A 21,274-nucleotide genomic window follows, 5' to 3' on the forward strand; every position below is an offset into this window, starting at 1 on the left:
TTAGCAGATTGCGGGAAAAGAAAAGAACCAGGGATGCGCCCCCGCGCGGCTCAGCCCGCGACCCAAGCGCGCAGGGTGGATCGCGGAGGTTTTGTCGCTTATAGTCGGGCCATCATGAACCGTATGCATCGCTTGTTCATCACCTTTCGCGGCCGCCCGATCGGGCGCGACGCGCTCGGCAATCAGTATTTCGAGGAGCGCAAACCCCGCCCCGGCCAGCGCGCCCGGCGCTGGGTGATCTATGGCGCGGTCGAGGATGCCTCGGCGGTGCCGGCGGAGTGGCACGCCTGGCTCCATCATCTGACTGACGCCCCCTTGCCCGAGACCGCGCGCCGCCCGTGGCAGGCGCCGCATCGGCCGAATCTTACCGGCACGCCAGCCAGCTATCGCCCGCCGGGGCATGATTACGAGGGCGGCATGCGGGCCCGCGCGACCGGCGATTACGAGGCCTGGAGCCCCGGGAGCTAGGACGGCGTGGCACAACGCAATTTCGCCGAGACTCTGACCGGCGCCGTCGTGCTGGTCATCGCTGGCGGCTTCCTCGCCTTTGCCGTCGCCCATTCGGGGCAGCGGACCGGGAGCGGCTATCCGCTTACCGCACGCTTCCAGAGAATCGATGGTCTCGGCGTCGGCTCGGACGTGCGGGTTGCCGGCGTCAAAGTCGGTAGCGTCACCGCGACCGCGATCGACCCGAAAACGTTCGAGGCGGTGGTGACGCTGACCGTCGCCGACGACATCAAGCTGCCCACCGATAGCGGCGCGGTCATCACCAGCGACGGGTTGCTGGGCGGCAAATATCTCTCCCTCTCGCCGGGTGGGGACGATCATGATCTGGCGCCCGACGGGGTCATCAAGATCACCCAATCCTCGATCAATATCGAGGATCTGCTCGGCAAATTCGTCTTTTCCATGGCCAATATGAGCAACGCCAACAAGACCGACGGTCACGGCGCCACCGGCGATGGCGGGGACGGCGGCAAGCCGTGACCGCGCCGCTGATCTGGCCGCAGAGCGATGGCACGCCGGTCGCGTGCCGGGAAAAATTGCGCGTGCTTGCGGAGAATTATCAGGAACTCGCAACCGTCATGCAGGACATGTTCGAGGACGCTTTGTTGATGGGGGTGGATGAGGCGGCGGCGCGGCGGATTCTGACCGATCTGGTCGCGTCGCTGAAATCACCGCGCGGCGCGTGACGCGGGTGAGGCGAGGGGTCGCCGCCGCTATGTTCTTCGGCGCGTTGCTTTGGAGGCCGGGGCTCGCGCAAACGCCCGATGGCCCGCGTCCCTTGCTGGCGCCTTCGGACCCGACGGTGATCCAGTCTGAGCCGCTGCTGCCGCCCGCCGAGGCCGCGCCGCCCGACACGCCGGCGCTCGGTGGGGTCGCGGCAACGCCGGCGCCCGAGGCCGCTCCGCCCGCGACGACGATGACGCCGCCCGCCGCGCCGCCTTCTTCGGCGCCGCAGACGGTGTTGCTGTCCCCCGACTGGCAGCCGCGTGGTATCGCGACCTTGCAGGCGCTCGACAAGCATGATGTCCGCGTCGCCCGGATCGAGGTTCCGGTTGGCCAAAGCGGGCATTTCGGCGCCCTCACCATCGCTGTCCGCGCCTGCCTCGCACGCCCTCCCGATCAGGCGCTGGACGCCGCCGCCTTTCTTGAGGTCAGCGATGCGCGCCCCGGCGCGCCCGGTTTCTCGGGCTGGATGTTCGCCGCCGAGCCGGCCCTCGCCATCCTCGAAAACCCGATTTACGATCTCCGCGTGCTGGCATGCCACTGAGTGATCTGCCGCCGCGCGAGCGCCTCGCGCTTTTGCTCGATTTTGATGGAACGCTGGTCGAACTGGCGCCAACGCCCGATAGCGTCGTCATCCCGCCTGGACTTGGTGATCTCCTCGCGCGGCTCGCGCGGCGTCTCGATGGTGCGCTCGCCCTGGTGAGTGGCCGGCCGCTCGCCGATCTCGACCATTTTCTCCCCGGCATTCCGGTGGCGCTGGCCGGCGAGCATGGCGGGGTGTTTCGCCTCGCGCCCGGGCACGCGGTTTTGCGCCCCGATCTCCCCTCGGTGCCGCAAGCGTGGCGCGAGGCGGCGATACGCTTGGTCGCAGCCCACCCCGGCGCGCTTTATGAACCGAAGGCGCGTGGCTTAGTGGTCCATTACCGCGCCATCCCCGAGGCCAAGGACGCGCTCGCGGCGCCGCTTGCCGCGCTGGTCGCGACGGATGCGGAGCGTTTTGCACTGCTCCCCTCGCACATGGCCTGGGAAATCCGCCCGCGTGGGGCCGACAAGGGCTCGGCAGTGCGTTTTCTGCTCGCCCGCCCGCCCTTCGCCGGACGGACGCCGGTATTCATCGGCGACGACGTCACTGACGCCGACGGGATGGATGCGGCACGCGAAGCGGGTGGGCAGGGGGTTTTCGTTGCCGAGGCGTTTGGCGACCCGGCGGGTGTACGCGCCTGGCTCGCCGGCCTTGCCTAACCCCGCCTCGCCTAATCGGACAGGCTCGGCACGCTGCTCCCCGCCGGCACCGGCACGCCGGCGACGTTGAGGGTCATCGACACCGCGACATAGTAGCCGGCGGTGCCGATGAGATCGACGACGCCGCGTTCGCCGAATCGCTTCCGGACTTTCTCGAAAGCCGCGTCCGAGACGTTTCGTTTTTGCAGCAACTCGTGGACGAAATCATACACCATCGCCTCATCTTCGCTCATGGTTGCGGGGCGGCGGCGCTGGGCGATGGCGTCGGCGATGGCGGGCGAGAGGCCGGCCTTCATCGCGAGCTGATAATGCGCATACCATTCAAAGGCCGCCGACCAGTCGCGCGCGACCAGCAGGATGGCGAGTTCATTGAGCGCCGGCGGCAGCGACGTCATGAACCGCGCATATTCGCCGACTTTCTGAAACCGTGCGGCGAGATCGGGGCTGCGCAGCCAGGCGTTGAACGGGCCCGGCATGCCGCCACGCGGGCCGGAGACGATTTCGTCGGCGACTTTTTTCTGCTCCGGCGTCCAGTCCGCGGGATCGATCGGGGGCAGGCGCTGTGCCGCGCCGGTGCTGGATGCTGTCATAAACGCTTCTCCCTGAGAAAATTTGCCAATCCCCCAAACGGGACAAAAGTTTTTTGGTTCTTTTTTTCAAAAAAGAACAAAATCTTTCTCCTCCCCATTTTTATCCTGACCGCGGCCCGCGATCGGCGGCGAAGCGCACCGCTTCCTCGGCGGCGCGGAACAGCGCGCGGGCTTTCTGGCGCGTCTCCTCGTATTCCGCTTCGGGGTTGGAATCGGCGACCACGCCGCATCCGGCCTGGACATGCATCACCCCGTCCTTGACCAAAGCGCTGCGAAGGCCGATGCAGGTATCCATGGTGCCGTTCGCGGCAAAATAGCCGATGCAGCCGGCATAGAGGCCGCGCCGCACCGGCTCCAGCTCGTCGATGATTGCCATCGCCCGCACCTTGGGCGCGCCGGTCAGCGTGCCGGCGGGAAAGCCGGCGACCAGCGCGTCGACCGCGTCGAGCCCTGGGCGGAGCCTGCCCTGGACGTCCGACATGATGTGCATGACATGGCTGAAGCGTTCGATCGAAAAGCTTTCGGTGACGCGCACCGAGCCGATTTCGGCGACGCGGCCGACATCGTTGCGGCCGAGATCGAGCAGCATGAGGTGCTCGGCGCGTTCCTTGGGATCGGCGAGCAGTTCGGCCTCCAACGCGAGATCCTCATCGCGCGTCGCGCCGCGCCGGCGGGTGCCGGCAAGTGGGCGGATGGTGACGATGCCGTCTCTGAGCCGCACCAGGATTTCCGGGCTGCTGCCGACCACCGCGAAGCCGCCGAAATCGAGGAAAAACAGGAACGGCGCCGGGTTGATGCGCCGGAGCGCGCGATAGAGGGCGAAGGGCGGCAAGGCGAAGGGGGCGGAAAAGCGCTGGCTGGGGACGATCTGGAAGGCATCGCCGGCGAAGATGTATTCCTTCGCGCGCTCGACGGCGGCAATGAATTCCGCTTTGGTGAAGTTAGAACTCGGCTCGGCCATCGGCGGCAAGGAGACCGGCGGCGGCGGGTGCGGCAGCGGCCGGTTGAGCGCCGCCTCTGCCGCCGCGAGACGCGTTTGCGCCAGGGCGAAAGCGGCATCGGCGGTAACCCCGGCTTGCGGATAGACCGGGGTGATCAGTGACAACTCGTCTTTCACGGTGTCGAAAATCGCAAACAGTGTCGGGCGCACCAGGATCGAGTCGGGCAGCGCGAGCGGATCGGGCTTATCGCTCGGCAGCGCCTCCATCAGCCGCACCATGTCATAGCCGAGATAGCCGACGAGACCGCCGGCCATCGGCGGCAGGTTTTCCGGCACCTCGAGGCGGGTTTCAGCGATCACGGCGCGCAGACTCTCGAGCGGCGGGCGCGGGTCGGGGGTGAAAGCGTGCGGCGCGGCCAGAGCGTCACGGTTGATTTCGGCGCAACCACCGCGACAGCGCCAGATCAGATCGGGATCGAGGCCGATGATCGAATAGCGCCCGCGCGCGGCGCCGCCTTCGATGCTTTCGAGCAGGAACGAATTGGGCCGGCCGTGGGCGAGCTTGAGAAACGCCGCGACCGGGGTTTCGAGATCGGCCACCCCGCGCCAGGAAACCAAAGCCCCGCGTCCACTGTCATAATGCTCGCGGAAGGCGGCGAACTCCGGGGGGGTGGTCATCGGGTATTCCTCTGGCGCGGCATCGGCGGCTGGTTCGGGACGTGGGTCAGGGGGCGGCGATCTGGTTTAGCAGGGCTTGATTGACCTCGGGGTGGGCAGCGCTGCGGACGGCGGCGACATAGATCTCTTCGATATCGTCGCTGAGCCGCTTCTGCATCGAGGCGCGGATCTTCTCATATTCGGCTGTGTCGGTCTTGGGGTCGGGGTCATGGATTTCGGCGGGCACCGCGACCACGAAACTATCATTGGTTTCGATCATCGTCGGCTCACCCGGTTTCAAGGCGAAAAGCGGCGCGAGCAGCGCCGCCGGGACGCCTTCGGCGCCGGCGAAACGCTTGACGGGCGGCAGGCGCCGCATCCGAACCCCGGCCTTGAGCGCCGCATCGCCGAGGCTTTGGCCGCCTTCGACGGCGGCAAGCAGCGCCGCAGCGGTCATTTCCTGAGCGTGGCGTTGGGCGGCCTCGATCCAGGCGCGGGTGACGTCGGGCTTGACCTGCTCGAAAGGCTTGAGCTTGGGCGGGATGATGTCTTCGACACTGACGGCATAATAAGCCGGCGGCGGTGGCGGGCTGCCGGGGGCGGCTTCGTCGCGGGTTTGCGCAAGGCGCGGCGGCTCGCCCTTTTTCATCTCGAAAGCCGCGGCCAGCAGCGCCTTGTTCAGCGCCTCGGGGCCGGGCAGCGGCGCCGGTTTGCCATCTGGCGTCATCCCCTCGGCATCCAGCGTGCCGGCGATGCCGACCGCGCCGAGATCGCCAGGGATTTGGTCGAGCCCGCCGCTCCCGGCGATCGCGTCTTCGAGCTTGGTCGCATATTTATCGAGCTGCTCATTGGCTTTTTGCCGCGCAAGCTCGTCGCCCAGGCGGCCTTTGACGGCGTCGAAGCCCTCACTGCTCGGGGGGTTGACCTTGACGACGCGGGCGACGTACCAAGCGAGATCGGTTTTGAGCGGCCCGGAGATGACCCCGGGCTCGGCGGCGAAAATCGCCTTGGCGAGTTCGGGCACCGGGATTTGCGATGGCGTCGCGGCATCGAGACTCAAGGTCGATTCCCCGGCCTGCTCGGCGGCCTTGGTCATCTCCGTCCAGTCCGCGCCGGCGCGCCAGGTGATCGCAAGTTTGCTCGCCGCCTCTTCGGTCCGCGCGACGACGACCTCGATCGCGCGGGTTTCCGGCTTGGAAAACTCCGCCTTGCGTTGCTCGAAAGCTTGGCGGATCTCGTCCTCGGGGACGGTGATCGATTTGAGGATGGTGTCGGCGGACAGTACCACCGCCTTGATGCGGCGATATTCCGGCGCGCTGAAATCGCCGGGATGGTTTTCGTAATAGCGTTTAAGCTGAGCCTCGGTGGGCGCGGGCGGCGGCGCTGCGGCGTTGAAAGGAAGTTCCACGGCGTCGGCAGCGCGGGTTTGGTCCTGATAGATCAGTACGGCGCGCAGCAGGGTCTCGGGCGGGGTGACGCCGGCGCGAAGCGCGCCGAGGATTTCCTGCTCGCGCATGTCGCCGCGCAGCATGTCGAGGAAGCGGCCTTCATCGAGGCCATTTTTCTGCAAGACCATCTCGAACTGGCGGCGATCGAAGCTGCCCGCCGGGCCCTGGAACGCCGGGATCGCGAACACCGCTTGCCGCAGCGCGGCATCCGGCACCACGATCCCGAGCGCCTTCGCCTTGGCGTTCATCGCCGCCTGGGTGATGAGGATTTCGATCGTCTTGAGCGCGACCTCACGGCGCATCGCCGGCGTCGGGGTCGCGTCCGCGCCCATTTGCCGCTCGGTTGCCTGCAACTGGCTCTGAAACGCGTTGGCGACGGTCGTCGCATCGAGTTTTTGCCCGGCAACGGTCGCCACCGCCGGATCGCCGCCGATCAGCCGGACCACGTCTCCTACCCCCCAGACCGCGAAGGCGAGCACGAGGAGTAAAAACAGCGCCCGGACGAACCAGGAATTGAGATGGTTACGAAATCTGGCGAGCATAGACGAAATCCTCTCGGGGAAGGCGGCGCACCATAGAAAAGCCCGGGCTCAAAGGCCAGAGCCGCGATCGCGGGGGGCGATCGTTCGCCTCGCGGCCTCGTGTTGGCGGGTCTTGATCTCGGTCAAGGCGGGGTTGTCGGTCGTTATGGTGTATGAAGCAGGGTTGGCACACACCCCGAAGGAAAGCCGATGGACGAGATCAGCCCCGTGTCACCGCTCGCCGCAGCCACCGTTTCGCCGCCGCGCCCGCTGCCCTCCTGGCCGCCTTCGGATGATGATGCGATGGCCGCGGATCGGCTGCTCACGGCCGCGATCGCACGGCTCTTTGGCGGGTTTTCCCCGACCGAGATCGGGTTCGCCTTTCTCGATTGGGCGACGGCGCTGGCGAGCCACCCGCACCGCCGCGCCGAGCTGGCGCGCGCCGCGCTCGGCTCGGCGGAAGCATTTGCCCGCGATCTGCTCGGGTTCGATCGCACGCCGCAGCCGGTCGCCGCGAGCGATCATCGCTTTGGCGATCCGCGCTGGCAGGAAATACCGTTTTACGCCTATCAGCAGGCGTTCTTGCGGACGGAGAGCTTTTACGACGCAGCGACCCAGCCGCTGCGCGGGATGGAGACGGCGAGCCAGCGGATGGTCGCCTTCCTCACGCGGCAATGGCTCGATGTCTTCTCGCCGAGCAATTTTCCCGCCCTCAATCCCGAAATCATCGCCGCTGCGGTGAATTCCGGCGGGCGGAATTTCCTCGCGGGCTGGCAGAATTTCCTCGAAGACAGCGCCGCTGCGGCGAGCGGGCGCTCGCGCCTGCCGCTCGCCGTCGGGCGCGATATCGCGGCGACGGCCGGCAAAGTGGTGCTGCGCAACGGCCTGATGGAACTGATCCAGTACCGCCCGACCACGGCGATGGTGCGGCCCGAGCCGGTTCTCATCGTGCCAGCCTGGATCATGAAATATTACATTCTCGATCTCTCGCAACACAATTCGTTGATCCGCTATCTCGTCGACCAGGGATTCACGGTGTTCTGCCTCTCCTGGCACAATCCCGGGGTTGAATCGCGCGATATCGGGCTCGACGATTACCGCCGCCTTGGCGTCATGGCAGCGATCGACGCGATCACCGCGATCGCGGGGGCGCATCCGATCCATGCCTGCGGCTATTGCCTCGGCGGCACCCTGCTTGCGATTGCGGCGGCGGCGATGGCGCGCGACGGCGACCGGCGTCTCGCGAGCGTTACCCTGTTTGCAGCCCAAACCGATTTCACCGAAGCCGGCGAGTTGCAGCTCTTCATCACGGAACGCCAACTCGCGTTTCTCGAAGATCTGATGTGGCAACAAGGCTTTCTCGACAACCGCCAGATGGCCGGGACGTTTCAATTGCTGCGCTCGCGCGATCTCATCTGGTCGCGAATGGTGCGGGAATATCTGCTCGGCGAACGCGAGCACCCGAGTGACCTGATGGTCTGGAACGCCGATACCACGCGCATGCCCTATCGGATGCACAGCGAATATCTGCGCTGGCTGTTCCTCAACAACGATCTCGCCGAAGGGCGGCTGATCGCCGGCGGCCATCCGGTTGCGGTCGGGGATATCCATGTGCCGTTTTTTGTCGTCGGCACCGAGAGCGACCATGTCGCGCCCTGGCGTTCGGTCTATAAAATCCATCTCTTGAACGAGGGCGATGTGACGTTCGTCCTCACCTCCGGCGGGCACAATGCCGGCATCGTCAGCGAGCCCGGCCACCCCCATCGCCATTTCCGCCGCCATCGCCGGATCACCGGCGAGCCCTATCTCGGCCCCGAGGAATGGATGGCGCGCACCGCGCCCGAGGAGGGCTCATGGTGGCCGGTCTGGGCGGCGTGGCTCGGTGAGCATTCGAGCCCGCCGGGCACACCGCCGGCGATGGGTGCGGCCAAGGCCGGTTATCCCGCCGGCGCCGACGCGCCGGGCCAGTATGTTCTAGAACCGTGAGAGAAGACACTGATGGACGCCAAAACCGCGATCCAAGCGGCCGAGATGATCGAGAACAGGACCTTCGCCGAGATCGCGATCGGCGAAAGCGCCAGCCTCACGCGGACCTTGAGCGCCGATGACATCGCGCTGTTTGCGGTGGTGTCGGGAGATTTCAACCCGGCGCATCTCGATCCCAATTTCGCCGCCCATGATCTTTTCCACCGCATCATCGCCCATGGCATGTGGAGCGGCGGGCTGATCTCCGCCGTGCTCGGCACCAAGCTGCCGGGACCGGGGACGATTTATCTCCGCCAGGACATGCGGTTTTTGCGGCCGGTTGGAATCGGCGATGCCATCACCGCGACCGTCACGGTGCGCGAAAAATCGGGGCATGATCATGTCGTGCTCGATTGCCGCTGCACCAACCAGAACGGGGAGGATATTCTCACCGGCACGGCCGAGGTCAAGGCGCCGCTCGAGAAAATCAGCCTCCCGCGCACGGAGCTTCCGGAAGTTCGCCTGAGCCGTCACGGGCGGTTTCGCGAACTCGTGGCCAAGGCGCAAGGCGGCGCGCCGCTTAGGACCGCGATCGTCTATCCCTGTGACGCGCTCTCGATCGAAGCCGCCGCCGAGGCCGCCGCCGCGGGACTGATCGTGCCGCTGCTGATCGGCCCGGAGGACAAAATCCGCGCCGCCGCCAGCGAGGCCAGGATCGACATCGCGGCGATGACGCTGATCCCGGCGGCGGGTGCGCGCGCCGCGGCAGAAACCGCCTGCGCCATGGTGCGGGAAGCGAAGGCCGAGATCGTCATGAAGGGGGCCTTGCATACCGATGAATTGATGCATGCGGTGGTCGATCCGGTGCATGGCTTGCAAACCGCGCGGCGGATCAGCCATGTCTATATGATGGATGTGCCCGGCCATGACCGGCCGCTCCTGATCACCGATGCCGCGATCAATATCGCGCCGACGCTCGAGGAAAAGCGCGATATCGTTCAAAACGCCATCGATCTTGCGCAAGCCATGGGGATCGTCGAGCCGAAAGTCGCCATTCTTTCGGCCGTCGAGACTGTCAATCCGAAGCTGCGTTCGACGCTGGATGCGGCGGCGCTGTGCAAGATGGCGGATCGTGGCCAGATCACCGGGGCGCGGGTCGATGGGCCGCTCGCTTTCGATAACGCGGTGAGCGTGGAGGCGGCGCGGGAAAAACACATCGTCTCCGAGGTTGCCGGGCGCGCCGATATTTTCGTCGTGCCTGACCTCGAGGCCGGCAACATGCTCGCCAAGCAATTGACGTTTCTCGCCGGGGCGGATGCCGCCGGCGTCGTGCTTGGCGCGCGCGTGCCGATCATTCTCACCAGCCGTGCCGACAGCGCCCGCACCCGAATCGCGTCTGCCGCGGTCGCGGTGCTGCTGGCGCGCGCCCGCCGCGTGAGCAGCTGAGGGCGGAAAAACCGTGGGAATTTGACTCCGATCAAAGCATTCGCCGACGCTGGTCGCTAGAAAACGCATACGACATCATAGAAAACGAGGAGAGAAGCCATGTCGGACGTGACGTCTCAGCAAAGCCCCCCCTCAGATCTCTGGGCAAATTGGAAGGCGCTGTGGCAGCGCGCCGGGGGCGGCTCTTTCGGCTTCGGTGACAGCCAACCCAACGCGCTTGCCTGGCAGGAGAGCTGGCAGCATCTGACAGCGGCAAATGCGCGGCTCATGGAAGGCATGGTCGCTTTGTCGCAGCATCAGGTGAGCCTCGCGCAGCAGCTTCTCGCCGAAGATTATGGCGATCTGACGCGGCTTCGCGATGGTGGCGCGTTGCTGCCGCTGCCGGCCCAGCAGATCGATCTCGCGCGCAAGCGCTTTCATCGCAATCTCGTCGCGATGCGGCGAATGACGGATGAGCTGTCGCAATGCTTCTTCGATGCGGCGCAAACCGCGTTCGGGGGGTGGGCTGCGGATGTTGCGGCGGAATTGCCAGAGCGGGAGCCTGTTCACCCCGCGAATCGGCGGGCGCCGGCGGCCAAGGCGGCGGCCTGAGGGGCGGGCGCGAAGGGCGGACGAGCCGCTTTCGCAGACGCGCGCGGGGCGGCACAATGCCGAGATGGAATGGCAGGCCCCGGCGATCATTCTCGCGTTGCGACCGCATGGTGAGCATGATGCGGTGGCACATGTGCTCAGCGAAGCCGAAGGGCTGCGGCGCGGGCTGGTGCGCGGCGGCCAGGGGCGACGTCAGGCGGCGCTGTGGCAAACCGGCAATCTCATCGCCGCGCGCTGGCAGGGGCGGCTTGCGGAACAGCTCGGCCAGTTCAGCGGCGAACCTATCCGCGCCGCTGCCGCGCTGGTGCTCGATGATCCGCTGCGCTTGGCGATGCTCACGGCGATCTGTGCGACGGTTGCCGGGGCCCTTCCCGAACAGGCGCCGCATCCGCGGGTTTTTGCCGCGCTTTGGCGTCTGATCGAGGGGGTTTCGGGGTCCGAATCGGCGCCCGCGGGGCTTGCTGCGCTGGTTCGTTTTGAAATCGGGCTGCTCGCCGAACTCGGCTATGGCCTTGATCTTTCGTCATGCGCGCTGACCGGGGTGGGGGAAGACCTTGCCTTCGTCTCGCCACGCAGCGGCCGCGCCGTGAGCCGGGCGGCGGCAGGCCCCTGGCGCGAACGGCTGCTGCCGCTCCCGGCGTTCCTCCACGACCCGGAGGCGGCGATCGATGCCGGCGCGCTTGCCGCGGGGCTGCGTTTGTCCGGCCATTTCCTCGCCCGCGAGGCCTTCGGCAGCCGCCATCAGCCGCTTCCGGCGCCGCGGCAGGCGCTTTACCAGCGCGTCTTGCAGCTCGCCGAGCGGGAGCTTAGCCAATAGGGGAACGCCGCGAGGAGCCGCCGATGTCCGATGTCTTGATCCCCGACCCCCCATCCGCTGGGCGCGTTCACGAGGCGCCGCTCGCCGACGCCCTCGGCGAGCGTTATCTCGCCTACGCGCTTTCCACCATCATGGCACGCTCTCTCCCCGATCCGCGGGACGGGCTGAAGCCGGTTCATCGCCGGCTGCTTTACGCCATGCAGCAATTGCGCCTCGATCCCGCCGCCGGGTTCAAAAAATGCGCCCGCGTCGTCGGCGACGTGATCGGCAAATTCCATCCCCATGGCGACGTCGCGGTTTACGAGGCCCTGGTCCGCCTCGCCCAGGATTTCGCCGCGCGCTATCCGCTGGTCGAAGGCCAGGGCAATTTCGGCAATATCGACGGCGATAACGCCGCCGCCATGCGTTACACCGAGGCGCGGATGACGGCGGTCGCGCAAGCGCTGCTCGAGGGGATTGCGGAAAACGCCGTCGATTTTCGCCCGACCTATGACGGTGAGGAGCTTGAGCCGGTGGTGCTGCCGGCGGCCTTTCCCAACCTTCTCGCCAATGGTGCCAGCGGCATCGCGGTGGGCATGGCAACCAATATCCCGCCGCACAATGCCGGAGAAATCTGCGCCGCCGCCGTCCATCTCATCCATCATCCCGAGGCGAGCACCGCCGACCTCCTTCGCTTCATGCCTGGCCCGGATTTTCCAACCGGCGGCATCCTCGTCGAAGACGCCGAAACCCTGCTCGCCGCCTATGACACCGGGCGCGGCAGCCTCCGGCTTCGCGCCCGCTTCGAAGTCGAGCAAGGCAAGCACGGCACTTGGCGCGTCGTCGTGACCGAGATCCCCTATCAGATCGCCAAGGCGCGGCTCATCGAGCAGATCGCCGCCTTGATCGAGGAGAAGAAATTGCCGCTGCTCGCCGATCTCCGCGATGAAAGCGATGCGACGGTGCGCCTCGTGTTCGAGCCGCGCGCCCGCAACGTCGATCCCGCAATGCTGATGGAGACGCTGTTTCGCGCAACCGCTCTCGAGACCCGCGTCAGCCTCAACATGAACGTCCTCGATGGCGGCCGCACGCCGCGCGTCATGGGTCTCAAAGCGCTGCTCCGCGCCTGGCTCGATCATCGTCACGAGGTGCTCGAACGCCGCGCGCGCCACCGGCTTGCCGCGATCGCGCGCCGGATCGAGCTGCTCGACGGCTATCTCGCGGTCTATCTCAATCTCGACGAGGTGATCACCATCATCCGCACCGAGGACGCGCCAAAAGAACGGCTGATGGCCCGTTTCGCTCTGAGTGAGACTCAGGCCGAGGCGATCCTCAACATGCGGCTGCGCGCCTTGCGCCGCCTCGAGGAGATGGAAATCCGCAAGGAGCGCAAGGCCCTGGCGAGCGAGCAGAAGGATCTCACGGCGCTCCTCGCCGATCCCGCGCGGCGCTGGGCGCGGATCAGTGCGGAGGTGGCGGCGACCGGGGCGGAATTCGCCAAGGGTCCGCTCGGCGCGCGGCGCACCCAGATCGCGGCGGCGGTGGCGCCGGTCGCGGTCGCCGAAGACGCTTTCATCGAGCGTGAGCCGATCACCGTCATTCTTTCCGAAAAAGGCTGGCTCCGCGCCGTTCGCGGCCATCTCGCTGATGGCGCCGAGCTGAAATTCAAGGAAGGTGACCGGCTGCGCCTCCTCCTTCCTTGCGAAACCACCGACCGGCTGTGCTTGATCGCAACCAACGGCCGTGCGCATACGCTGCGCGCCGCCGATCTGCCGCGTGGCCGCGGGGACGGCCAGCCAGTGCGGCTGCTCGCCGATCTCGGCAACGAGGTCGATGTCGCGACGCTGTTCGTCTGGCGCGAGGGCGCGCGCTATCTCCTTGCGTCCAGCGCTGGGCGCGGTTTCACGGTCCGCGCCGAGGATCTGCTCGCCGAAAAACGCACCGGCAAGCAAGTTTTCAACGTGAAATCCGGCGAAGAAGTCATGCTCTGCACACCGCTCGCGGGCGATCATGTCGCCGTCGTCGGCCAAAACCGGAAATTGCTAGTGTTTCCGCTGGAGCAAGTGCCCGAAATGGCGCGCGGCGCCGGGGTGATCCTGCAAAAATATCGCGATGGCACACTCGCCGATCTCAAGCTTTTCACGCTCGCCGAAGGGCTGAGGTGGCGATGGGGCGGCAAGACGCGGACGGAAACCAACCTCACGCCTTGGCTCGGCGCCCGCGGCCAGGCCGGGCGCGCGGTACCGACAGGGTTTCCAAAGAGTGGGAGATTTGAATAGTCCCCCGTCAAAATGCGAGTTTTTTTGATCTGGTGATGAGCTTTCGGGGCTGGGCAGTCTTGGGATTGGCGCGCGCTCAACCGACATCAGTCGGATGGCGTCTCGCGTGCGGCGATCGACGCCGCGCCGCTATCGCTTCTTGCCGAACCGCCTATCAGAGCGAAACGAGCGTCAACCGGCAGGGACCTTGGATCTAGCCCGCTCAGTAAAACGAGAGCTTCAGCTTGGCACCGATTTCGCCGACGATGCCGCGGCGGAAGGCGAGCACGCAGGCAATGAAGATCAGTCCCTGCGTTACCGTCACCCAAGCGCCGAACGGAGCGAGATAGTTTTCCATCGTCGTCACCACGAGGGCCCCCATCACCGGCCCGAAAATGGTGCCGAGGCCACCGAGAAGGGTCATCAGCACCACCTCACCCGACATCGACCAATGAACATCGGTGAGCGTCGCGATACCGAAAACCAACGACTTGGTACCGCCGGCGATCCCGGCGATGAAAGTCGAGAGGATGAAGGCGATCAGCTTGTAGCTGTCGGTGCGATAGCCGAGTGAGGTCGCGCGCGGCTCGTTCTCGCGGATTGCTTTCAGCACCTGGCCGAACGGCGAATGAATGGCGCGGTTGAGTAGGAAGAAGCCGACGAGAAAGATCACCGCGACTAGCCAGTAAATCGACATGTCGTTGGCGAGTGAGAAGACGCCGAACAGTTTCCCGCGCGGCACTTGCTGAATGCCGTCCTCGCCGCCGGTGAAGGGCGCTTCGACACAGAAGAAATACACCATCTGCGCGAGAGCCAACGTAATCATCGCGAAATAGAGTCCCTGGCGGCGGATGGCGAGCCAGCCGAACACGGTGCCGAGCGCAGCACCGCTCACGCCGCCGAGCAGGATCGCGATCTCCGGTGTCAGGCCCCAAGTCTTCGCCGTCCACGCGGTGACATAAGCCCCGAGGCCGAAAAACGCGGCATGCCCGAACGACAGCAGACCGACATAGCCGATCAGGAGATTGAAGGCGCACGCAAACAGCGCAAAGCACAGCACCTTCATGACGAAAACCGGATAGAGCACGCTCGGCGAGGCGATGACGAGCGCGATGAGGACGAAAAAAGCGATAAGCTGGGACGTCTTCTGCCCACGCATCTCAAGCGGCCTTTCCGAAGAGACCCGCCGGCCGCGTGAGTAGGACCAGCACCATGACAACGAAAATCACGGTGTCCGAGGCCTGCGGATAAAACACCTTGGTCAACCCTTCGATCACACCGAGGCCGAAGCCCGAGACGATGGCGCCGAAAATCGAACCCATGCCGCCGATCACCACCACCGCGAACACGGTGTTGATGAAATTCGATCCCATATTGGGGTTGACCGAATAGATCGGCGCCGCAAGGACTCCGGCGAAGGCCGCGAGCGCGACCCCGCCGGCAAAGGTCAACGTCACCAGACGCGGCACATTGACGCCGAAAGCCTGCACCAGTGCCGGATTTTCGGTCGCCGCGCGCAACAGAGAGCCGAGCTTGGTTTTCTCGATCAGCATCCAGGTCGCGATGCACACGACGAGCGCCGCGACGATCACCCAGCCGCGATAAACCGGCAGGAACATGAAGCCAAGATTGACCGCGCCGCTGAGCAGCGCCGGAATCTGATAGGGCATGCCCGAGCTGCCATAAGCATTGCGAAACAAGCCTTCGAGCACTAGCGCTAGGCCGAAGGTGAGCAAGAGGCCATAGAGATGATCGAGCGCGTAAAGCCGGCTGATGATGGTTTTTTCGAGCACGAAGCCGAAAGCGCCGACGATGAGCGGCGCCAGCAGCAACGCGAACCAGTAGTTTATGCCAAGATAATTGAGCAGCATCCAGGCGACGAAGGCGCCCATCATGAACATCGCACCATGGGCGAAATTGATGATGTTCAGCATCCCGAAGATCACCGCGAGACCGAGCGACAGCATCGCGTAGAATCCCCCATTGATGAGGCCGAGCAGAAGTTGGCCGAACAATAAGGGCGCGGGAACACCGAAAATGCTGAACATCTCTCTTTGCTCGTCGCTCAGGCGTGAATGAAGGAGCAATTGCCGTCCGCGAGGGGACGGAACGCCTCGCTGCCAGGAGTGGTCACCAGAAGTTTGTAGTAATCCCAAGGTTCTTTGCTCTCCGCCGGCGCCTTGACCTCGAACAGATAGGCAGGCACCAGAACCCTGCCGTCCTCGCGAATATGGCAGGTGCCGAAAGCATCATCGTCGGTCGGCATCGCCTTCATCCGCGCGATGGCCGCGGCACCGCTCGCCTTCGCAGCCGCAACCCCTATGTCGGCGACCGCCTTCATGTAATGCAGGCTGCCGGCATAACAGCCGGCCTGCACCATATTCGGCATGTTGTTCGGCGTCTTCTCCTTGATACGCATCGATAGAGCGCGGGTTTTTGCGTTCAGGTTCCAATAGAAGCTTTCGGTCAGCACGAGACCCTGCGCGGTCGGAAGGCCGAGCGCATGGACATCGGTGATGAACATCAGGAGGGCGGCGATGCGGGTTTTGGCGGTGAGGCCGAATTCATGCGCCTGTTTGATGCTGTTGACGGTATCGGCGCCGGCATTGGCGAGGCCGAGCACTTTCGCACCCGAAGCCTGCGCTTGCAAAAGGAAGGAGGAAAAATCGGTCGTGCTCGGGAACGGGTAGGTCGAGTGGCCGAGCACCTTGCCGCCGGCCGCTTGTACGAAACCCGTCGTCTGACGCTCAAGATCATGGCCGAAGACATAATCGGCGGTAAGGAAATACCAAGTATCGCCGCCGGCCTTCACAGTCGCCCCGCCGGTGGAGTGCGCGAGCATCCAGGTGTCATAGGCCCAATGGATGGTGGTCGGGGCGCATTGCTTGCCGGTGAGTTCGGCGGTGCCGGCGCCGACATTGATATAGGCGCGGTTTTTTTCGTGGCAGACGCTGGCGACCGCGAGCCCGACCGAGGAGGTGGGCACATCGATGATCATATCGACGCCATCGCGGTCGAACCATTGCCGCGCGATACCGGCGCCGACATCGGGCTTGTTCTGATGATCGGCGGACAACACCTCGACGGAAAGCCCCTTGCTGGTGGCGCCGAAATCCTGGATCGCCTGCTTGACACAGGCGACCGAGTTGAGCCCGCTGACATCGCGATAAGGGCCGGATTGATCGTTGAGCACGCCGATCTTGATCACGCTATCGGCGGCGCGGACACGCGGCGCGACGGCCAACGGCATGATGGCACCGGCGGCAGTGGCACCAAGCAAACGACGGCGCGAAATCTTCATAACGATGTCCTCCTGTTGGGACCGTCAGGCTGGAATGAGCGGGCAATGCCCGTCCTTGAGCGGCCGGAACGCCTCATCCGCCGGGGTCGTTGCGAGAAGTTTGTAGTAATCCCATGGGGCTTTACTCTCACTCGGCGATTTCACCTGGAACAGATAAGCGGGATGCAGCGCGCGACCATCGGCGCGGATGCTGCCGGGGCCGAAGGCGTCGTCGTCGGTCGGCATCGCTTTCATTTGCGCGACCGTCGCCGCCCCACTCGCCTTCGCTTGCGCAACGCCGAGCTTTTCAACCGCCTTGAGATATTGCATGACGCCGCCATAAACCCCGGCCTGGCCCATGCCGGGGCGGGCGCCGCCGGTATGGGGGAGAAGGCGCTCGGTGAAGGCGCGGGTGCGATTGTTCAGATCCCAATAGAAGGTCTCGGTCAGCACCAGCCCTTGCGCGTTTTGCAAGCCGAGCGCGTGAATATCGCTGATGAAAACCAGCAATCCCGCGAGGCGGGCAGATTTGTTGACGCCGAATTCGGCCGCTTGCTTGATGCAGTTGACGGTATCGGAGCCGGCATTGGCGAGCCCGATCACCTTCGCCCCGGTCGATTGCGCTTGCAAAAGGAACGAGGAGAAATCGGTTGTGCCGGGGAATGGCGTGTCGACATTGCCGAGCACCTTGCCGCCCGCCTCTTTCACGAAGTTCGCCGTATCGCGCTGCATCGCATGGCCGAAGGCGTAATCAGCGGTGATGAAAAACCAGGTATCGCCGCCGGCTTTCACCATCGCGCCGCCGGTGGAATGGGCCAGCATCCACGTATCGAACGACCAATGAATGGTATTGGGCGTGCATTGCGGGCCGGTGAGATCGGCGGTGCCGGGGCCGCAGGCGATCACCACCTTGTTCTTGAGATGACCGACATTGGAAACTGCGAGCGCGACCGCCGAGTTGGGCACGTCAACGACGAGATCGACACCGTCGCGATCGAACCATTGTCCGGCGATGCCAGCGCCGATATCGGGCTTGTTCTGATGATCGCCGACCACCACCTCGACCGGAATGCCCTTGGCGTTGGCGCCGAAGTCAGCGATCGCCTGTTGCGCGCAGGCGACCGAGACCGGGCCGGAGAGATCACGATACATCCCCGACATATCGCCGAGCACGCCGATCTTGATCGGCGCGTCGGCGGCGCGGACGCGAGCGAGCGGCAACAGCGAGGTCGCGGCGGCGGTGCTGAGTAGTCCACGTCGTGTCAAAATCATCGGGCGTGCTCCCTGAGGTTGCTTGTCTGATACGTGGGCGGGCCGGCGGTGCGGCCCCGCCGGTCGTCCTAGACGCCGAGATAATCGTGAAGTTTGCCCATGTTTGCATCGAGTTGGTGGTTTTCGATCATGTCGATCACGCGGCCATGTTCGACGACATAGTGGCGATCGGCAACGGTTGCCGCGAAGCGGAAATTTTGCTCCACCAGCAGAACGGTGAAGCCGCGTTTCTTGATCTCGCGAATGGTGCGGCCGATCTGCTGGACGATCACCGGCGCCAGCCCTTCGGTCGGCTCGTCGAGCAGCAACAGGCGGGCGCCGGTGCGGAGAATGCGCGCGATCGCCAGCATCTGTTGCTCGCCGCCCGAGAGCTTGGTGCCCTGGCTCGAGGCGCGTTCGCGAAGATTGGGAAACAAGGCGTAGATCGTTTCCATATCGAGCCCGCCGGGCGCGATCGCCGGCGGCAACACAAGATTTTCGGTGACGTTGAGAGAGGCGAAGATGCCGCGCTCCTCCGGACAGATCGCGATGCCGCGGCGCGCGATGAGATCGGGACGCAGCCCGATCAGTTCCTCGTCGCGAAAGCGCACGCTGCCGGCGCGCCGTGGCACCAGCCCCATGATCGCTTTCATCGTCGTCGTCTTGCCGGCGCCGTTGCGTCCGAGCAACGTCACCACTTCGCCCTCGCGCACCGAAAAATCGATGCCGTGCAGGACATGACTTTCGCCATACCAGGCGTTGAGGCCTTTGACATCGAGCATGCTGGCCTCAGCCATGACCGGCCTCGCTCTCTTGGGTGCCGAGATAGGCGGACATCACGTCCGGGTTGCGCGAAACGGTGGCGTAATCGCCTTCGGCCACCACCCGCCCGCGCGTCAACACCGTTATGGTATCGCACAGACCTTCGACCACCGAAAGATTATGCTCGACCATGAGGATGGTTCGTCCGGCGCGCACGCGCCTGATCAGCGCAACGATCCTTTCGACATCGTCATGGGTCATGCCCGCCGTCGGCTCGTCGAGCAGCATCATTTTCGGGTCGAGCGCCAAAGTGGTCGCGATTTCCAACGCCCGCTTGCGGCCATAGGGCAGAAGCGCTGCCTCGGTTTCGGCGAATTCGGCGAGGCCAACATCTTCGAGCAGCGCCCGCGCGCGATCATCGAAGCGATGCAAAACCCGCTCCGAACGCCAGAAATCATAGGAATTGCCGCGCGCGCGCTGGAGCGCCAGGCGGACATTGACCAAAGCGGAGAGATGCGGAAACACCGCCGAAATTTGAAAACTGCGCACGAGGCCGAGCCGCGCCACCGCCGCCGGCGAAAAGCCGGTGATGTCGCGCCCGGCGAAGCGAATGCTGCCGCGTGTCGGGGCGAGAAATTTCGTCAAAAGGTTGAAACATGTGGTCTTGCCGGCACCGTTCGGGCCGATCAAGGCATGAATGGTCCCCTCGCGCACCGCGATATCGACGCCGGCGACGGCAACGAAGCCGCGGAACTCCCGCACCAGCCCCTTCGTCTCCAGGATGATATCGGCCACGCGAAGACACCCCCCAACTTTATTCGTCCCTTGCGGTCATTTGCATATTGCGCGGGAGCGCGCAAGATTGCCGCCTAAGGCTTGACGTAGGCGGGGAGGAAGTATCACCGATGGCGGGGCTCTATTTCGAGGAATTGCATGAGGGACGGGTGATCGATGCGGAATGGACCCGCACCATTACCGAGTCCGATAATGTTCTTTTCTGTGGCATGACGATGAACGTGCAGAAACTTCATCTCGATGCGCATTTCGCGGCGACAACGGAATTTGGCCGCCCGTTGGTCAATTCGCTGTTCACACTCGGCCTGATGATCGGCATGAGCGTGCATAATTCGACGCAGGGCACCACCATCGCCAATCTCGGCATGCGCGACACGCGCTTTCCCGCCCCGGTCTTCGCCGGCGATACGCTGCGCGTGCAGACGACCGTGATCTCGGCGCGCCCCTCGGCATCGCGGCCCGATGCCGGGATCGTGATCTTCCGCCATGAGGCGTTCAACCAGGACGGTAAGATGGTGGCGGTTTGCGAACGTTCGGCGCTCATGCGCCGCCGCCCGGTGGTGGAGGATGCGCTATGACACCGCGCCGCCTGCGCACGCCGCTGTTTGCGCCCGGCGATCAGCCGCGCAAAGTGGAGAAGGCGCTGGCAAGCCCCGCCGATGCCGTCATCCTTGATCTCGAGGACGCGGTCATGCCGGCCAATAAGAGCCTCGCGCGCCAGAGCGTGGCCGCCGTCCTCAAAGGGCTCGACCGGCCCGGCACGTTCGTGCGCGTCAACCCGCGCGATAGCGAGTGGTATCTCGCCGATCTCGCTGCGGTCGTCCCCGGCCGGCCGGCCGGGGTCATGCTGCCGAAATGCACTGGGCCCGAGGATCTCATCGCCCTCGATCACCATCTCGAAAGCCTCGAAGTCAGCGCCGGGATCGCGGTCGGAAGCCTCGCCGTGCTGGCGCTGGTCACCGAGACCGCGGCCTCGGTGCGCCGACTCGACGCGTATGGCAAGCTGCCGCCGCGTGTTCTTGCCTTCTGCTTCGCCGCCGAAGATCTTTCCGCCGATCTCGGCATTTCGCCGCGCGATGCTGAGGGCAACCTGCGGGCACCGCTCGGGCAAGCCCGCGCCCGCATGCTGATTGCCGCCGGCGCTTTGGGCGTGCTCGCGCTCGACACCCCGTTCCCTGATCCGCGCGATCCGGCCGGGCTTGCGCGGGAAGCGGCGCGGGCCGCCGAGGACGGTTTCGCCGGCAAAATTCTCATCCATCCCGGCCAGATCGCCGCGACCGAGGCGGCGTTTACCCCAAAGCCCGCGTCGATCGCCTGGGCCGAGGCGGTGATCGCCGGTTTCGCCGCCCATGCCGGGGCCGGCACCTTCGCGCTCGAGGGCAAGATGATCGACCGCCCGCATCTCAAGCTCGCCGAACGCATCCTCGCCGCCGCTGGCGTTGCGACGTAGCGGCCTGCGCCTCGAAACCGCGTATCATCCGTCTGCTCGCCGCGCCGGCCGC

At 65.1% G+C, this 21,274-nt stretch carries 21 protein-coding genes; 12 read left to right on the forward strand and 9 right to left on the reverse strand.

The window, feature by feature from the left end:
- Window positions 1-114: 114 nt before the first annotated feature.
- The 5 genes from ACP5M5_RS05295 to otsB all read left to right on the forward strand — a co-directional run bounded on the left by ACP5M5_RS05295 (window position 115) and on the right by otsB (window position 2,472).
- Window positions 115-468, forward strand: coding sequence for an NADH:ubiquinone oxidoreductase subunit NDUFA12 (locus tag ACP5M5_RS05295; protein WP_427936010.1), 354 nt, complete (start codon window positions 115-117; stop codon window positions 466-468).
- A gap of 6 nt (window positions 469-474) precedes the next feature.
- Window positions 475-987 (forward strand): outer membrane lipid asymmetry maintenance protein MlaD, encoded by a 513-nt coding sequence (gene mlaD / locus ACP5M5_RS05300; protein ID WP_427936011.1) that lies wholly within the window; start codon window positions 475-477, stop codon window positions 985-987.
- Window positions 984-1,193: a hypothetical protein gene (locus tag ACP5M5_RS05305; protein ID WP_114913174.1), complete on the forward strand. Its 210-nt coding sequence runs from the start codon at window positions 984-986 to the stop codon at window positions 1,191-1,193. The genes mlaD and ACP5M5_RS05305 overlap by 4 nt, the downstream gene beginning before the upstream one ends.
- 92 nt (window positions 1,194-1,285) lie before the next feature.
- Entirely contained in the window at window positions 1,286-1,774 is a 489-nt protein-coding gene (locus ACP5M5_RS05310) for a DUF2155 domain-containing protein (RefSeq protein WP_427936013.1), read from the forward strand.
- Window positions 1,765-2,472 (forward strand): trehalose-phosphatase, encoded by a 708-nt coding sequence (otsB, locus tag ACP5M5_RS05315; protein WP_427936015.1) that lies wholly within the window; start codon window positions 1,765-1,767, stop codon window positions 2,470-2,472. Before ACP5M5_RS05310 ends, otsB begins: the two co-directional genes overlap by 10 nt.
- 11 nt (window positions 2,473-2,483) lie before the next feature.
- Here the strand turns inward: otsB and ACP5M5_RS05320 are convergent, their stop codons facing one another.
- The 3 genes from ACP5M5_RS05320 to ACP5M5_RS05330 form a co-directional block, all read right to left on the reverse strand.
- Complete coding sequence (locus tag ACP5M5_RS05320; RefSeq protein WP_427936016.1) at window positions 2,484-3,062, reverse strand: carboxymuconolactone decarboxylase family protein; 579 nt, start codon at window positions 3,060-3,062, stop codon at window positions 2,484-2,486.
- A gap of 100 nt (window positions 3,063-3,162) precedes the next feature.
- On the reverse strand, window positions 3,163-4,680 hold the full coding sequence (gene trpE / locus ACP5M5_RS05325) for an anthranilate synthase component I (RefSeq protein WP_427936018.1): 1,518 nt from the start codon (window positions 4,678-4,680) through the stop codon (window positions 3,163-3,165).
- 46 nt (window positions 4,681-4,726) lie between these two features.
- Window positions 4,727-6,649, reverse strand: coding sequence for a SurA N-terminal domain-containing protein (locus ACP5M5_RS05330; RefSeq protein WP_427936019.1), 1,923 nt, complete (start codon window positions 6,647-6,649; stop codon window positions 4,727-4,729).
- 189 nt (window positions 6,650-6,838) lie between these two features.
- On the opposite strand from ACP5M5_RS05330, the gene ACP5M5_RS05335 reads away from it, so the two are divergent.
- The 5 genes from ACP5M5_RS05335 to parC all read left to right on the forward strand — a co-directional run bounded on the left by ACP5M5_RS05335 (window position 6,839) and on the right by parC (window position 13,705).
- On the forward strand, window positions 6,839-8,614 hold the full coding sequence (locus ACP5M5_RS05335; RefSeq protein ID WP_427936021.1) for a PHA/PHB synthase family protein: 1,776 nt from the start codon (window positions 6,839-6,841) through the stop codon (window positions 8,612-8,614).
- 12 nt (window positions 8,615-8,626) lie between these two features.
- The gene (locus ACP5M5_RS05340) at window positions 8,627-10,039 is read left to right on the forward strand and encodes a bifunctional enoyl-CoA hydratase/phosphate acetyltransferase (RefSeq protein WP_427936022.1); all 1,413 of its coding nucleotides are present in this window, start codon (window positions 8,627-8,629) and stop codon (window positions 10,037-10,039) included.
- A 99-nt stretch (window positions 10,040-10,138) separates the two neighbouring features.
- A complete protein-coding gene (locus ACP5M5_RS05345) occupies window positions 10,139-10,630 on the forward strand; it encodes a hypothetical protein (RefSeq protein ID WP_427936023.1) in 492 nt (163 codons plus the stop codon).
- Between the two features lie 64 nt (window positions 10,631-10,694).
- Window positions 10,695-11,447 carry a DNA repair protein RecO gene (recO, locus tag ACP5M5_RS05350; RefSeq protein WP_427936024.1) on the forward strand — a complete coding sequence of 251 codons (753 nt, stop codon included), beginning with the start codon at window positions 10,695-10,697 and terminating at the stop codon, window positions 11,445-11,447.
- Between the two features lie 23 nt (window positions 11,448-11,470).
- Window positions 11,471-13,705 carry a DNA topoisomerase IV subunit A gene (gene parC, locus ACP5M5_RS05355; protein ID WP_427936026.1) on the forward strand — a complete coding sequence of 745 codons (2,235 nt, stop codon included), beginning with the start codon at window positions 11,471-11,473 and terminating at the stop codon, window positions 13,703-13,705.
- Window positions 13,706-13,907: 202 nt separating this feature from the next.
- On the opposite strand, the gene ACP5M5_RS05360 is transcribed toward parC, so the two are convergent.
- From ACP5M5_RS05360 to ACP5M5_RS05385, 6 genes are all read right to left on the reverse strand, one after another.
- A complete protein-coding gene (locus ACP5M5_RS05360; protein WP_427936028.1) occupies window positions 13,908-14,843 on the reverse strand; it encodes a branched-chain amino acid ABC transporter permease in 936 nt (311 codons plus the stop codon).
- 1 nt (window position 14,844) lies between these two features.
- A complete protein-coding gene (locus ACP5M5_RS05365) occupies window positions 14,845-15,732 on the reverse strand; it encodes a branched-chain amino acid ABC transporter permease (RefSeq protein WP_114913185.1) in 888 nt (295 codons plus the stop codon).
- Between the two features lie 17 nt (window positions 15,733-15,749).
- Window positions 15,750-16,985 carry an ABC transporter substrate-binding protein gene (locus ACP5M5_RS05370; protein WP_427936029.1) on the reverse strand — a complete coding sequence of 412 codons (1,236 nt, stop codon included), beginning with the start codon at window positions 16,983-16,985 and terminating at the stop codon, window positions 15,750-15,752.
- A 24-nt stretch (window positions 16,986-17,009) separates the two neighbouring features.
- Window positions 17,010-18,236: an ABC transporter substrate-binding protein gene (locus ACP5M5_RS05375; RefSeq protein WP_427936030.1), complete on the reverse strand. Its 1,227-nt coding sequence runs from the start codon at window positions 18,234-18,236 to the stop codon at window positions 17,010-17,012.
- Between the two features lie 68 nt (window positions 18,237-18,304).
- Window positions 18,305-19,012: an ABC transporter ATP-binding protein gene (locus tag ACP5M5_RS05380; protein ID WP_427936032.1), complete on the reverse strand. Its 708-nt coding sequence runs from the start codon at window positions 19,010-19,012 to the stop codon at window positions 18,305-18,307.
- On the reverse strand, window positions 19,005-19,772 hold the full coding sequence (locus tag ACP5M5_RS05385; RefSeq protein ID WP_427936034.1) for an ABC transporter ATP-binding protein: 768 nt from the start codon (window positions 19,770-19,772) through the stop codon (window positions 19,005-19,007). Before ACP5M5_RS05385 ends, ACP5M5_RS05380 begins: the two co-directional genes overlap by 8 nt.
- Window positions 19,773-19,882: 110 nt before the next feature.
- On the opposite strand from ACP5M5_RS05385, the gene ACP5M5_RS05390 reads away from it, so the two are divergent.
- Complete coding sequence (locus tag ACP5M5_RS05390; protein ID WP_427936035.1) at window positions 19,883-20,350, forward strand: MaoC family dehydratase; 468 nt, start codon at window positions 19,883-19,885, stop codon at window positions 20,348-20,350.
- On the forward strand, window positions 20,347-21,222 hold the full coding sequence (locus tag ACP5M5_RS05395; protein ID WP_427936036.1) for an HpcH/HpaI aldolase/citrate lyase family protein: 876 nt from the start codon (window positions 20,347-20,349) through the stop codon (window positions 21,220-21,222). Before ACP5M5_RS05390 ends, ACP5M5_RS05395 begins: the two co-directional genes overlap by 4 nt.
- Window positions 21,223-21,274 lie beyond the last annotated feature (52 nt).

This window comes from Acidibrevibacterium sp., from assembly GCF_049965395.1.
GTDB classification, from domain to species: Bacteria; Pseudomonadota; Alphaproteobacteria; order Acetobacterales; family Acetobacteraceae; genus Acidibrevibacterium; species Acidibrevibacterium fodinaquatile.

What these genes read in the sequence shown, in the direction of transcription:
- ACP5M5_RS05375 (WP_427936030.1), bottom strand. Translation starts at nt 18,236, where the DNA reads ATGATTTTGACACGACGTGGACTACTCAGCACCGCCGCCGCGACCTCG.
- ACP5M5_RS05345 (WP_427936023.1), top strand. Translation starts at nt 10,139, where the DNA reads ATGTCGGACGTGACGTCTCAGCAAAGCCCCCCCTCAGATCTCTGGGCA.
- otsB (WP_427936015.1), top strand. Translation starts at nt 1,765, where the DNA reads ATGCCACTGAGTGATCTGCCGCCGCGCGAGCGCCTCGCGCTTTTGCTC.
- ACP5M5_RS05330 (WP_427936019.1), bottom strand. Translation starts at nt 6,649, where the DNA reads ATGCTCGCCAGATTTCGTAACCATCTCAATTCCTGGTTCGTCCGGGCG.
- ACP5M5_RS05295 (WP_427936010.1), top strand. Translation starts at nt 115, where the DNA reads ATGAACCGTATGCATCGCTTGTTCATCACCTTTCGCGGCCGCCCGATC.
- ACP5M5_RS05395 (WP_427936036.1), top strand. Translation starts at nt 20,347, where the DNA reads ATGACACCGCGCCGCCTGCGCACGCCGCTGTTTGCGCCCGGCGATCAG.
- ACP5M5_RS05390 (WP_427936035.1), top strand. Translation starts at nt 19,883, where the DNA reads ATGGCGGGGCTCTATTTCGAGGAATTGCATGAGGGACGGGTGATCGAT.
- trpE (WP_427936018.1), bottom strand. Translation starts at nt 4,680, where the DNA reads ATGACCACCCCCCCGGAGTTCGCCGCCTTCCGCGAGCATTATGACAGT.
- ACP5M5_RS05380 (WP_427936032.1), bottom strand. Translation starts at nt 19,012, where the DNA reads ATGGCTGAGGCCAGCATGCTCGATGTCAAAGGCCTCAACGCCTGGTAT.
- ACP5M5_RS05360 (WP_427936028.1), bottom strand. Translation starts at nt 14,843, where the DNA reads ATGCGTGGGCAGAAGACGTCCCAGCTTATCGCTTTTTTCGTCCTCATC.
- ACP5M5_RS05320 (WP_427936016.1), bottom strand. Translation starts at nt 3,062, where the DNA reads ATGACAGCATCCAGCACCGGCGCGGCACAGCGCCTGCCCCCGATCGAT.
- ACP5M5_RS05335 (WP_427936021.1), top strand. Translation starts at nt 6,839, where the DNA reads ATGGACGAGATCAGCCCCGTGTCACCGCTCGCCGCAGCCACCGTTTCG.
- parC (WP_427936026.1), top strand. Translation starts at nt 11,471, where the DNA reads ATGTCCGATGTCTTGATCCCCGACCCCCCATCCGCTGGGCGCGTTCAC.
- ACP5M5_RS05365 (WP_114913185.1), bottom strand. Translation starts at nt 15,732, where the DNA reads ATGTTCAGCATTTTCGGTGTTCCCGCGCCCTTATTGTTCGGCCAACTT.
- recO (WP_427936024.1), top strand. Translation starts at nt 10,695, where the DNA reads ATGGAATGGCAGGCCCCGGCGATCATTCTCGCGTTGCGACCGCATGGT.
- ACP5M5_RS05340 (WP_427936022.1), top strand. Translation starts at nt 8,627, where the DNA reads ATGGACGCCAAAACCGCGATCCAAGCGGCCGAGATGATCGAGAACAGG.
- ACP5M5_RS05370 (WP_427936029.1), bottom strand. Translation starts at nt 16,985, where the DNA reads ATGAAGATTTCGCGCCGTCGTTTGCTTGGTGCCACTGCCGCCGGTGCC.